Origin of the sequence: Rhodococcus sp. 15-649-2-2 (genome assembly GCF_002258645.1) — a bacterium.
Lineage (GTDB): Bacteria > Actinomycetota > Actinomycetes > Mycobacteriales > Mycobacteriaceae > Rhodococcoides.
Window position 1 is genome coordinate 890469 of sequence record NZ_NPFM01000031.1, and the last position, 12859, is coordinate 903327.

A 12859-nucleotide genomic window follows, 5' to 3' on the forward strand; every position below is an offset into this window, starting at 1 on the left:
CGGCATAGTGGTCGACGTGCCCGAGTTGAATCTGCATACGTTCGGACCCGCAGACGGTCCTGAAATCCTCGCCGTTCACGGTGTGACCGGTCATGGTGCCCGCTGGTGGGATCTCGCCGAGAATCACCTGCCCGAAGCTCGAATTCTGGCTCCTGATCTGATCGGCCACGGCTATTCCCCGGCCACGCCGCCCTGGGACATCGACGCGCAGGTCACGGCTCTCAAAGCCGTACTGGACGCCCACGCGCGCGGCCCGGTAGTGGTGCTCGGACATTCGTACGGCGGCGCGTTGGCCGTCCATCTCACGCAGAGATTCCCGGACGCGGTGCGGGCGCTGGTGCTGCTCGATCCCGCGATCGCTCTGCCACCGGAGGAGCTGCTCGAGGTGGCCGAGGCCACCGCGAAGTCACCCGATTACACCGACGCCGACGAGGCGCGATCGGAGAAGATCCACGGGGCGTGGGCGGACGTACCCACCGAGTTGCTCGACCGCGAGGTCGCCGACCACCTGGTTCCCGCCGACGGCGGAAAGGTGGCGTGGCGCATGTCGATTCCGGCGATCGTTGCGACGTGGGGCGAGCTCGCTCGTCCGATCGTGGTACCCGCCGAGAGCGTCCCGACCATCGTGGTTCGGGCCATGCGCGTCGAACCTCCCTATGTCACCGACGAGTTCCTTGCTGCACTGCGAGAGAAACTCGGTGAGAACCTGCGCACCGTCGAACTGGACTGCGATCACATGGTCGGCCAGGCCAAGCCGGTCGAGGTGGCCGAGCTGGTGCGATCCGTGCTCTAGATGGCCCCGATCACCGAAGACCAGGTCGAGCGAGTTCGCGCATTGGTCGCGTCCATTCCCTCGGGATTCGTCGCCACGTACGGAGACATCGCGGCCGCTGCCGACCTGTCGAGTCCACGCATCGTGGGATGGATCATGCGCACCGACTCCGCCGACCTCCCGTGGCATCGCGTCCTCGGAGCCAGTGGCAGGCCCGCCCCGCACCTCGCCACCCGGCAGCTCGAGACGCTGCGCAGCGAAGGAGTGGCAGTCCACGACGGCAGAGTGCCGCTGAAGTCGATTCGATTCGACTTCGGGGCGCTCCCATCGCCGCTCGAGCCGACCACTAACCTCGGAGGATGAACATCAGACACGGGCTCGGGCAATTCGATCCACGCCCCACGGCGAAGTTCGCACTGTCGAAGGCGAGCACCTTCGTCGCCTCTGCCGGACTGGTCGTCGACGAGGTCTCGGGCACCCGGGTGGCAGGTCACATCGACTTGACGGACGAGCACTTCACCCCGTGGGGAGTCGTACACGGCGGGGTCTACACGACCGCTGTCGAGAGCGCCGCGAGCATCGGTGCAAGTGAGGCGGTGAAAGATCGCGGTGAGTTCGCGGTCGGAGTGCACAACGGCACCGACTTTCTCCGCGCGAGCAAGGGCGGACGCGTCGACGTTCTCGCAGAACCGTTGCAGCAGGGCCGTGTTCAGCAATTGTGGCTGGTCACGATCACCGCCTCCGACAGCGGAAAGATCATTGCACGCGGGCAGGTTCGGCTACAGAACGTGCCTCTGCCGACATGACAGCGCTCGCACCGTGACGCCGGTCTGCGATGCGATCGTCCTCGCCGGCGGTCGCGGATCGAGGATGGCCGATCCCGAGCACTCGACGTCGCCGCAGGAGGTCGACAAGCCGGCCTTGACCGTCGGCGGCCGTCGAATGGTCGACATCGCGGTGGACGCCGTATCGAACTGCCGCAGAACGGTTCTGGTGGGTCCACCACGCGCCGGGGTGGCGGACCACGTTGTCCAGACCCGTGAGTCGCCTGCCGGCGGTGGGCCCGTTTCGGCCCTCGCCGCGGGACTCCGATCCCTCGATGACAGTGCAGACTCGGAACACACTGCAGATCTGGTGGCCGTCGTCGCGGCGGACATTCCACGTCTCGACTCCGCCGCGATAGGATCCCTGATCGATTCCATCGCACACTCCGCAGCACATGCAGTATTCGCTCGCGACAGCGCGGGGCGCACACAGTTCCTGCTGGGAGTGTGGCAGCACGCCGCACTGCGTTCCGCTGTGGCACAGCTGGATTCGGTAGAAGGTGCACCGATGCGCCGGATCGTTCCGATCGATCATCAGGTCATCGCACTTCCCGATATCGAGGACTGCGACACCCCTGCCGACCTTCTGGCCGCTCGCCTCGCCGCGCAGCCGTCGCAGACGCTCGAGGTCGCCGACGCATTGGAGCGCATTCGAAGCAGCCTCACTCCCCTACCTGTCCGTCGAATTCCGCTGCAGGACAGTGCCGGAACCGTCCTCGCGGAACCCCTCGTGTCCCAGACCGCGTTGCCGGCAGTCGACATCTCCGCGATGGACGGTTACGCCGTCTGCGGCTCCGGGCCGTGGACGCTGCGGCCCGACATCGCGTACGCAGGAAGTGTCGACATCGCCGGACTCACCGCCGGAACAGCGGTGCGCATCGCGACCGGTGCTGCGCTTCCGCCCGGAGCGACGTCGGTGGTGCGCGACGAGCACGTGACACACGATCCGGACGGGTCGGTGCGTCGACCGTCGACCGCACCCGAGTCCGACGACACACGTCGACGCGGCGAGGACTGGCTGCCGGGCACCGAGCTGGTCGCCGCGGGAACTCCGATCGATGCGGCGGTACGGTCTCTCGCCGCCAGCGCGGAAGTGTTCGACGTGACGGTGCGCGGTCCAGTTCGTGGTCGAATAGTGATCAGCGGCAACGAGATTCGATCGAGTGGACCGCTTGCCCCCGGCGAGACCCGAGACGTTCTCGGATCGGTGTTGCCGGAGTACCTGTCGCACTGCGGCATCGCGGTCGTCGATGTGAGACTGCTCGACGACTCGGCGACGGAATTTCGAGACGTCCTGACTCGCACGCAGGGCCTGGACGTCGTCGTCGTGGTCGGAGCCACCGGAGGCGGTGCCGCCGATCAACTGCGCTCGACACTCGCACTGCTCGATGCGAAGCCCATCGTCGGCCGGATGCGTGTCCGACCCGGTGGTTCCCAGATCACTGCGGCGCTGCCCGACGGCACAGTGGTACTCGGATTACCCGGCAACCCCCTGGCGGCCGTCGGAACGGCACTGCTGACGGCTCCGGCGATCGTCGACGCATTGACCGGCAGAACGGTGCGTCCACCACGAATGGGTCTGTTGTCCAATGCCGCGGACGTTCGATCTGCAGTCCCTCGCCTCGTCCCCGTCACCGTCGACGGCACGCGTTGGCGGGCAGATACCGAGGTACGCACTGCACATCTGGCTCACCTGGTCGGCCGGGATGCGCTCGCACTGGTTCCGGCCGAGATCAGCGCCGACGAACCGGTGACCATCCTTCCGTTGCCGTACTGAGCGATCCGCTCTCCAGCGATCGGACGCCCTCGAAGTAGCGGGCCACCACCAGATCCACGATTGCTGGATGGACCCCCAGCGGCTCACCGACGCCGTCTGCACCTGCGTCGGCCAATCGATTGTGAAAGAGCCCGCGCGCCAACAGATACGATGCAACGAAGATTCGAGTATGTCCCTCCTCTCGGAGAGCCGACACCGCCTCGGACACGGTGGGGACAGCGGTGGCGACGTACCCGATGCGTACCGGGACCCCCGCGACGTCGGCCAGCATCGCTGCTGCTCGAACGTGTTCTGCCAGCGCTCGGGGGTCGGACGACCCTGCGGCGGCGAGCACGATCGAATCGCCTGTGCGCCAACCGGTGTCGCGTAGCCGATCGAGCATGACCTCCGCGAGTACGGGGTCCGGTCCCAGAGCACGGGTGACCGCGACCGAGCTATGAGCGCTTTCGGCAATTTCTCGCGGTACGTCGGAGTGGACGTGATAGCCCGACGCCAGGAATGCCGGAACCACGACCGCCGACCCGGGGGTGTCGCGCAGCACTTCGGCCGGGGACGGTCCGAGTACGTCGACGAATGCCACGCGAGTGGCACCGATCTGCGTCGACACGGCATCGGCAAGTGCGGCGATCATCTCGACACCACGGGGGTTTCGGGTGCCGTGTGCCACCAACACCGGAGTCGGAGTCATCAGTACTTCCCTCCTTCGACGACGGCCACACGCGCGTGCACGGCAGGCTCCTCGGAATCGCAGTCCGATTCGGTTTCGACGTGATCGAGTGCGATCCGATACCCACGCTTGACCACGGTCTGGATCGCCTTCGGCGCGCCGAGAGAGGACCGGAGTCTGGTCATCGCTGTTTCCACCGCGTGGGTGTCACCTCCACCACCGGGCAAGGACGCAAGCAAGTCTTCCCGGGAGACGACGCGTCCAGGATTGCGAGCGAGTGTCTTCATCAACGCCATTCCGGCCGGCGACACCGGTCGCACTTCACCGTCGACCACGACGCACCGGCCGCGCACACTCACCACGTGTCCGCCTGCATGAAGACGACCGGTCCGCCTCGGCAATTCCTCGGCGATATGCCGCGCCAAAGCGCCCAAACGCGCTCTCGCCGGCTGCGTGGTGGCCACGTTCAGTTGTTCGAGGGGTGCTGCCGTCACCGGCCCGACGCACACCGGAAGCACCCGCGTACGCATCGATTGCAACAGGGGTTCGAGCACCCCGTTCTCGTCGGCGCGCATCAGCATCGAGGCCACCGCAGGCGCGGAGGTGAAGCTGAGTGCGTCGAGATCGCCGACGACGACGGCTTCGATCATGCGGTCCATCGGACCCTGGTCGTCGGGGGCCGTCCAGCGATACACCGGCACCGGAACCACTTCGGCTCCGGCACAGCGCAGTACCTCGCAGAAGTCCGGGATCGGCTCCCATTCGGTCGTCGCGCCGTGCAGTTGCACGGCGATACGTTTGCCCTCGACCCCTTCGGCGAGTAGATGCTCGAGTACCTCCGCGGAGGATTCGGAGGCGGGCGACCAGTCCTCGCGGAGATCGGCGGCCCTGATCGCACCCGTTGCCTTGGGACCGCGGGCCAGCAACCGGGACGCCCCGAGCGCAGACCCGAGTTCTTCTGCCCGCCCCCATCCGTCTGCGGCCTCGACCCAGCCTCGGAATCCGATGCCTGTTGTGGCGACGGTAATTTCGGGTGGATGCGCGATGATCGCCGCGGTCACGCGTTCCAGCTCGGCATCGTCCGCGAGCGGGATGATGCGGATCGCGGGGGCATGCATCACGGTTGCTCCCCGCCGCTCGAGCAGAGTTGCGAATTCCTCGGCCCGACGCGACGCCGTGATCCCGACGGTGAACCCGGCCAGAGGCGTTCCTGCCCCGGCGATTTCGCTCACGTAGAGCCGCCGCGGACGAGCACGACACCCTCGACGCAGGAGACCTCGAAGGATCCGAGACCGACCTCCGCATCGTCGAGGCAGCGCCCGTCGACCAAGGAGAAGACCTGCTTGAGCAACGGTGATGCGACCGTGGGCTCGCCACCGCGGTCACCCACGAGGCCGCGCGACATCACCGCTGCGCGTCCGTACGGATCGATGTTGCCCACCGCGAACAGTCGTCCGTCGTCGAGCAGAAACAACGCCGCCTGCGTGCCTCCGCGCAGGAGCACCGCTACCCCGCGCCCCGGAATCAGCGTGTCCAGCGTGCAGGCCGGGGTCCAACTACGAGCAATGTCGTTCGGTACCGCTGTACGTGAGTCGATGACAGTCATGGCGTACCTCCTGGTCAGCTATTCCACGTTGTCAGTGTTTCTGGGCCGTTAAGTCGCGATTACTCACCTGTGCACATGCACTCAGTTTCGTGACCTGGCGTATGTCAGGCCGGGGTCGGTCCTAGGCACCGACGCGCGGCATTCCCATCAGCACGGGGATCTTGCGTGCTCCGGAGTCGTCGAACGCAATGGTGGGATCGGCCTCGGCCGGTGCGTTGACGAACGAGACGAATCGACCGAGCTTCTCGTCGTCCTCGAGCACGCCGGCCCACTCGTCCTTGTAGCCGGCGACGTGGCGCTCCATGTCGGCTTCGAGTTCTGCGCCGATACCGAGGCTGTCGTCGCATACGACGGCTTTGAGATGATCGAGTCCCCCGTCGAGCGATTCGAGCCACGGCGCGGTGCGCTGCAGTCGGTCTGCGGTGCGCACGTAGAACATGAGGTACCGATCGATGTAGCTGACCAACGTGGTGTCGTCCAGATTCGAGGCCAGCAATTGGGCGTGCTTGGGTGACTGCCCGCCGTTTCCGCCGACGTAGAGGTTCCAGCCACCCTCGGTCGCGATGATTCCGACGTCCTTGCCGCGGGCCTCGGCGCACTCACGCGCACAGCCCGATACCCCGAACTTGATCTTGTGCGGGGACCTCAGCCCTCGATAGCGGTTCTCCAGGTCGACGGCCATCCCCACCGAATCCTGGACACCGTACCGGCACCAACTGGAACCGACGCAGCTCTTGACCGTGCGCAGCGACTTCCCGTATGCCTGGCCCGATTCCATGCCTGCGTCGACGAGGCGCTTCCAGATAGCAGGCAACTGCTCGACGCGGGCACCGAACATATCGATGCGCTGTCCGCCCGTCACCTTGGTGTACAGCCCGAAATCGCGCGCGACCTCGCCGATGACGATCAGCTGCTCGGGCGTGCACTCGCCGCCGGGCATCCGCGGCACCACAGAGTACGTGCCGTTCTTCTGAATATTGGCCAGGAAGTGATCGTTGGTGTCCTGCAGCGAGGCCTGCTCGCCGTCCAGAATGTGATCCGAAGACGTCGATGCGAGGATCGACGCGACGACGGGCTTGCAGATGTCGCAACCGGTTCCGCTGCCGTACTTGGCGATCAGCGACGAGAAGGTGCGTGTGTTCGTTGCCCGAACGATCTCGAACAGCTCGGCCCTGGATTGAGAGAAGTGCTCGCACAACGATTTCGAGAGCACTACCCCGGATGCGGCCAGCAACGACTTGATGGACGGCAGACATCCGCCGCAGGTGGTGCCCGCGGTGGTGCAACTCTTCACGGCCGCCAGATCGCACGCTCCGTCGGCGATGGCCGAGCAGATGGCACCCTTGCTCACGCCGTTGCAGGAGCAGATCTCGGCGTCGTCGGGCAGCGCACCGATACCGACCTGTTCGGCTGCCGGTGAGATCAGGGCTCCGGGGTCGCCGGGCAATTCTCGTCCGACGAGCGGACGCAGCAGCGAATACGCGGAGGCGTCGCCGACGAGGATGCCGCCGAGGAGGGTCTTCGCGTCGTCGGTCACGACGAGCTTGGCGTACGTTCCCTTGGGCGCATCGCTGAACACCACCTCGAGAGCACCCGGAGTGGCCGCCATCGCGTCGCCGAAGCTCGCGACATCGACGCCCATGAGCTTGAGTTTGGTGGACATGTCGGCACCGGGGAATTGCGCTGCGCCGCCGAGCAATCGGTCGGCCACCACCTCTGCCGTCGAGTATCCAGGGGCAACGAGGCCGTAGCATCGGCCCTCGACCGCGGCACACTCGCCGATCGCGAACACGGCGGGATCGGATGTAGTGCAACCGATGTCGACCATGATGCCGCCGCGCTCGCCGACCTCGAGGCCACTCTCGCGGGCCAGCCGATCCTGGGGACGCACACCGGCGGAGAACACCAACAGAGCGGCGTCGATCGTGCTGCCGTCGCTCAGCTCGACCGTCAGGCCGGCGCTGTCGTTCTCGGAGATTGACGATGTACCGACTCCCACATGGACGTTCAGCCCGAGTTCGGTGACGAGACGAGCCAACAGCGCGCCTCCGCCCTCGTCGACCTGCAGCGGCATCAATCGTGGAGCGAACTCGATGACGTGCGGGGTCATGCCCATCTTCTGCAGTGCATTGGCCGCTTCGAGACCGAGTAAACCTCCGCCGACGACGACCCCCACGGCACCGGGGCCCGCTGCGTCCGCTCGGGCCCGGATCTTGTCCAGGTCGTCGAGGGTCCGGTAGACGAAGCAGCCAGGTAGATCGTGCCCGGGGATCGGCGGCACGAACGGATAGGACCCGGTGGCGAGCACGAGCGCGTCGTACTCCACCGAGTCGCCCGCGGAGGTCTCGACGGTCCGGTGATCACGGTCGATGCGATCGGCACGCACTCCGGTGCGCATCTCGACGAGAAGGTCACCGGGGTAGTCGTTACCCGCCAGCGCCAGTTCCTTGTGGTCCCAGGCACCGACGTAGGACGACAGGCCCACTCGGTCGTACGCCGGCAACGCTTCCTCGCAGAGGACCGTGACCTTCCACTCTGCCGCCTCGTCGCGCGCGCGCAACGCTTCGACGAACCGGTGCCCGACCATTCCATGACCTACCACTACCGCGTTCTTCATTGCGGGTCCTTCCGAATTTGCGTTGTCGTGCAGAGCTTTTCGTCCGTTCAACCAGAGCGCGTCAGACGGCTACCGAAGCGTCGGCAGAGCTGGTCTTGCGCAGGTAGATCGCCCAGGTGACGATCGCGCACACGATGTAGAAGCCGAGGAACACCCAGAACGCGGTGGTCGCGGACTTCGCAGTGCCCGAGTACGACGCTCGCAGAACCAGATTGATTCCGACGCCGCCCAGCGCGCCGATCGCACCGGCGATACCGATGAGAGCGCCGGACATCTTGCGCGACCAGTGCTGCTGCTCGTCGACCGTCATGCCCTGAAGCTGAACCGACTTCGCGGCGAAGATCGCGGGGATCATCTTGTAGACCGATCCGTTGCCCAGACCCGAGAGCAAGAAGAGTGCAATGAATCCGATGACGAAGAGCACCATGACCGTGCCGCTGGCCGCTCCGGGCGTCGAGTCGTCCCAGGTGCTGGCCGCGACCAGAATTCCGGTGGAGAAGGTCATGGCCACGAACGTGTACAGGGTGATCTTGCCGCCGCCGATCTTGTCTGCGAGCTTGCCTCCGAAGGGCCGCGACAGCGATCCCAGCAATGGACCGAGGAAGGCGATCTGAGCAGCCTGCAGCGACGCCTGTGCCTGCAGCGCGGGGGTTGCCGGGGCCCCGTCGGTGAGTCCGGCGAGGAAGTTGATCTGCAGCACCTGACCGAACGCGAAACTGAAGCCGATGAACGAGCCGAAGGTACCGATGTAGAGGAAGGCGATCCACCACGCATCGGAGAACTTCAGCACGTCGATCATGGAGCGTCCGTTGGTCTTCTGGTTGTCGAGATTGTCCATGTACAACGCGGCACCGACGGCGGCGATCGCGATGAACACGAGATACACGGCGCAGACGATCTCGGGCGCGGTGTTGCCGATGGTGGCGATGACGAGCAACCCGATGAGCTGGATGACGGGCACGCCGATGTTGCCACCGCCTGCATTCAGGCCGAGCGCCCAACCTTTTTCGCGCTGGGGATAGAACGCATTGATGTTCGTCATGGAGGATGCGAAGTTGCCACCGCCCACGCCGGCGAACGCCGCCACGATGATGTACGTGGTGTACGACGCCGGGTTCAGCATGAAGTACATCGTCAGTACGGTCGGGATCAGCAACACCAGAGCGCTGAAGATGGTCCAGTTCCGCCCACCGAACTTGGCCGTGGCGAAGGTGTACGGGATCCGAAGGATTGCGCCGACGAGAGTGGGGACGGCCACGAGGAAGAATTTGCCCGCCGCGTCGATGCCGTAGACCGACAACGGCATGAACAGCACCATCACCGACCAGATCGACCAGATCGAGAAACCGACGTGCTCGGCGACGACCGACCAGATCAGATTGCGCTTGGCGATCTGCTTGCCACCGGCCTCCCAGGCCTCGACGTCCTCGGAATTCCAGTGCGCAATGTGATGGTTCACGGAAACGGGCACTGTTCCGGGCGGAACCGTCGTGGTGGTGGCTGAGCCGGCGTCTGCCGAAGCGCTGCGAGAAAGGCTGGTCACGTTGTGGCCTCCTGATCGGTGTGTGAACCGAACATAGGAAAGCCATGTTGCCGCGGCGCTGCGCGCGATGACTCGTTGATTAACTTGGTCTCACGCGCCGTCGAGCACCGACGTGAGCTGAAGCGTCGACGTTCGCCGAACGTCACCAGGTGTCTTCGAGCATCCTCGGTCGACAGCACAGAAATCCTCCGACGAGCAGAACCGCTACGCACCCGGTCAGCAGCACGAGCGGCAGTCCCCATCCACCGGACAGCGTGTGCAGCTGCCCGAACAGGATCGGACCGGTCGAGGACACCACATAACCCAGCCCCTGGGTGAACCCCGACAGCGAGGACGATCCGACCGGGGTGCGCGTCCTGAGGTTGATCAGCGTCAGCGACATCGGGAAGGTCATGGTGCCGAGCCCGACGAGGCACACCCACACCACGGTTCCGGCAGCCGGAGACCAGTGCAGTCCTGCGAAGCCACCGAGGTAGCACGCGGCCGCGACGACCACGATGCCGTACGGATTCTTCACGCGCGCACAGAGAGTCGGAGCGGCCAGCGAGGTGATCAATCCCATTGCACCGAACGCGGCAACGGACGCACCGGCCAAGGCTTCGCCGATGCCTGCGTCGATCAGGAGCGTCGGCAGCCACGTCAGCATCGCGTAGGTGATCAGCGACGTCATCGCGAACATCATCACCATTCCCCACGCCAGCGACGATCGATGAATTCGGCCGCTCGGCGGCGCGTGCACCGCCGAGGATCCGGCCTCGGCCGAGATGTCCTTCTCGTCATGGCCGCGACGGGCCACCACCACACCGAGCCACGGCACGGCGGCGGCCACTCCGACGACAGCCCAGACACCGATGGACACGCGCCAACCGTGGGCGTCGGCGACGGGAACGGCCAGTAGAGGCGGGACCATGGTGCTGACCTGCAAGGCACAGATGTAGATGGTGCTCACCACCGCCAGGCGGTCGGAGAAGTACCGCTTGACCAACGGCGGGATGACGACGTTTCCGATACCCATGCCTGCGAGGGCTATTGCGGACAGCGCGAGCAACGACGCGGTGTTCGGTGCGAACGCCCGAGTGGCCATACCGATGGTGGTGAGAGTCATGGCGAGCAGTGCAGCTCGCTCGAGCCCGGTCCGCTTGGCGAGAAACGGCGTCGCCAGACCGAACACGGCGAACATCGCCGGCGGCAACATACCGACGAGGCCGATCACCGTGGAGCCGAACTGGAGGTCGGTGCCGATCCTGCCGAACAGCGGGCTGATCGAGGTCACGGCGGCGCGCAGTGTCAGCGCAGACAGCACGATCGCAGAGAAGACGAGAATTCGACCGCGCACGAGCGAGGTACTGCGGAGGCGGGTATCGGGAACGGTAGGCGCACTCACCGCGTAATCATAGGATGACCGGATCATCGGGTGCAAAGCATTACTATCGACGGCGAAACGTTCACAGTCCGAGGAGCCCACGTGCGGCAGGTCCAGCGATCGAGCCTGATAACCCAGGTCACCGCACAGTTGCGTGACGAGATCACGTCGCAGAGATGGCCGGTGGGCACCCGCATCCCCACCGAGCCGGAATTGTGTGAAATCACCGGGACCGGTCGCAACACTGTTCGCGAAGCGGTCCAAGCTCTCGTGCACGCCGGCATGGTCGAGCGCAGGCAGGGTTCGGGCACCTTCGTCATGACCTGCTCCGACCTCGGCGGCACCCTGGGCAAGTACTTCTCGGACGCCCGGCACCGCGACGTCACCGAACTCCGCCAGACCCTGGAGGTCACTGCAGCTGCGCTCGCCGCCGACCGACGCGACGACGAGGACATCCGAGTCATGCTGGGCGCGCTGAAGGATCGCAACGCGGCGTGGTCGAACGAGACCCCACTGGCGGACGCCGTCCGGATCGACGCGCGCCTCCACCGCGCCATCGTCGCAGCCAGCCATAACGCGATCTATCTGGAGTTCTACGACTCACTGCTGCCGGTGATCCATGACGCCATGCGCCACCATGCCATCGAACACGACGACGACTACGTCGCCGAGCACACCGCACTCGTCCATGCCGTCATCGACGGAGACGCCGATCGTGCGTCGGATGCAGCTCGATCACTGTTCCACGAACTGTCCGAACCACTCGCTCGCGCATCGGAATCTACAGAATGAGGCGCACCAGGTCTGCTGTTCGTGCGAGACCCGGAAAGGCCTCGGACGTCGAACGCGGATGGAGCGCGTGAACAGCGAGACGAAACATCAACGCGCGCAGCAACATCTGTGGCCACTCGGGTAGATCGTCCCAGCGACCCACCAGACCGTCGTCGGCGTCACCCCAGGACAGGGCATCCACCACCGCTACTCCGGCGGCCCACGGCGCGGGACGCCAATACGGCGTGATGTCGCTGATTCCGGGTGCGTCGCTGCCCGAGAACAGCACCGTTCCGAACAGGTCGCCGTGTACCAGTTGATCCGGCGACTCGACGGGTTTACGCAGTGTCGCAAGCTGTTTGACCAACTCGAGACTGCTTTTCCCGTCACTGGAGGACGGCTCGGGTGCGCCTGCTCCGCGCGCCGATCGGAGGGGGACGGCCTCCCACGCCGCTCTGTCGGCTGCGACGAACACGTCCACATCTGCCCACGGCGCAACGGGCGGCTGAACCAAGAATCGGGGACGCTCCAGTTGCGCCGTCGCCGAGTGCAGACGCAACGACAACGAGACCACCTCGTCGTGCCGGGGCTCGGGTTCGCCGGCCACGAACGTGTCTGCGCGCCAGCCCGACACGACGTACCGACCGTCGGTGGAGCGCACCGGGCGAGCGAGTCGAACTCCATCCACCGTCAACGTCTCGCGTACCTTGGCCGACCAGGCCGCGCGGGCGTGGTCGGCCACCGGAGACAGCACGACGTCACCCAGACGCCACCCTCCGTCCCAGTCCGCGCCGAGGGGTGCCGGCTCGACATCGCGCAGCCCGAACGTAGAGATCACGTGCTGAGGGGGTTCGACAGAGCTCACGCTCGCCACGCTACCGCCGATCGCTGCATCACTGCGGACGACGCGCACACACGC

12 protein-coding genes are annotated in these 12859 nt (G+C 65.7%); 5 read left to right on the forward strand and 7 right to left on the reverse strand.

The window, feature by feature from the left end; genetic code table 11:
• The first annotated feature begins 16 nt into the window (after window positions 1-16).
• The 4 genes from CH305_RS24945 to CH305_RS24960 are packed head-to-tail and all read left to right on the forward strand — an operon-like array spanning window position 17 to window position 3373.
• Window positions 17-793, forward strand: a complete 777-nt coding sequence (locus tag CH305_RS24945) for an alpha/beta hydrolase (protein ID WP_094705336.1) — start codon at window positions 17-19, stop codon at window positions 791-793.
• On the forward strand, window positions 794-1135 hold the full coding sequence (locus CH305_RS24950; protein ID WP_094705146.1) for an MGMT family protein: 342 nt from the start codon (window positions 794-796) through the stop codon (window positions 1133-1135). It begins immediately after the preceding gene.
• Entirely contained in the window at window positions 1132-1578 is a 447-nt protein-coding gene (locus CH305_RS24955; protein ID WP_256983982.1) for a PaaI family thioesterase, read from the forward strand. Before CH305_RS24950 ends, CH305_RS24955 begins: the two co-directional genes overlap by 4 nt.
• 13 nt (window positions 1579-1591) lie before the next feature.
• Complete coding sequence (locus CH305_RS24960; protein ID WP_256983983.1) at window positions 1592-3373, forward strand: NTP transferase domain-containing protein; 1782 nt, start codon at window positions 1592-1594, stop codon at window positions 3371-3373.
• Here CH305_RS24960 and CH305_RS24965 read toward each other — a convergent pair.
• The 6 genes from CH305_RS24965 to CH305_RS24990 all read right to left on the reverse strand — a co-directional run bounded on the left by CH305_RS24965 (window position 3330) and on the right by CH305_RS24990 (window position 11217).
• Window positions 3330-4061 (reverse strand): sirohydrochlorin chelatase, encoded by a 732-nt coding sequence (locus CH305_RS24965; RefSeq protein WP_037155745.1) that lies wholly within the window; start codon window positions 4059-4061, stop codon window positions 3330-3332. The genes CH305_RS24960 and CH305_RS24965 overlap by 44 nt on opposite strands.
• Entirely contained in the window at window positions 4061-5272 is a 1212-nt protein-coding gene (locus CH305_RS24970; protein WP_032403089.1) for a uroporphyrinogen-III synthase, read from the reverse strand. The genes CH305_RS24965 and CH305_RS24970 overlap by 1 nt, the downstream gene beginning before the upstream one ends.
• Window positions 5269-5646 (reverse strand): nitrite reductase small subunit NirD, encoded by a 378-nt coding sequence (gene nirD / locus CH305_RS24975; RefSeq protein WP_032376922.1) that lies wholly within the window; start codon window positions 5644-5646, stop codon window positions 5269-5271. Before nirD ends, CH305_RS24970 begins: the two co-directional genes overlap by 4 nt.
• Before the next feature lie 121 nt (window positions 5647-5767).
• On the reverse strand, window positions 5768-8263 hold the full coding sequence (gene nirB / locus CH305_RS24980; RefSeq protein WP_037155751.1) for a nitrite reductase large subunit NirB: 2496 nt from the start codon (window positions 8261-8263) through the stop codon (window positions 5768-5770).
• Between the two features lie 61 nt (window positions 8264-8324).
• A complete protein-coding gene (locus CH305_RS24985) occupies window positions 8325-9734 on the reverse strand; it encodes a NarK/NasA family nitrate transporter (RefSeq protein WP_094705342.1) in 1410 nt (469 codons plus the stop codon).
• A gap of 214 nt (window positions 9735-9948) precedes the next feature.
• Complete coding sequence (locus CH305_RS24990; RefSeq protein ID WP_371832134.1) at window positions 9949-11217, reverse strand: CynX/NimT family MFS transporter; 1269 nt, start codon at window positions 11215-11217, stop codon at window positions 9949-9951.
• Between the two features lie 54 nt (window positions 11218-11271).
• On the opposite strand from CH305_RS24990, the gene CH305_RS24995 reads away from it, so the two are divergent.
• Complete coding sequence (locus tag CH305_RS24995) at window positions 11272-11961, forward strand: FadR/GntR family transcriptional regulator (protein ID WP_094705148.1); 690 nt, start codon at window positions 11272-11274, stop codon at window positions 11959-11961.
• On the opposite strand, the gene CH305_RS25000 is transcribed toward CH305_RS24995, so the two are convergent.
• Window positions 11951-12805 carry a TIGR02569 family protein gene (locus tag CH305_RS25000; protein ID WP_032403554.1) on the reverse strand — a complete coding sequence of 285 codons (855 nt, stop codon included), beginning with the start codon at window positions 12803-12805 and terminating at the stop codon, window positions 11951-11953. The two genes, CH305_RS24995 and CH305_RS25000, sit on opposite strands and share 11 nt — an antisense overlap.
• Between the last annotated feature and the right edge of the window lie 54 nt (window positions 12806-12859).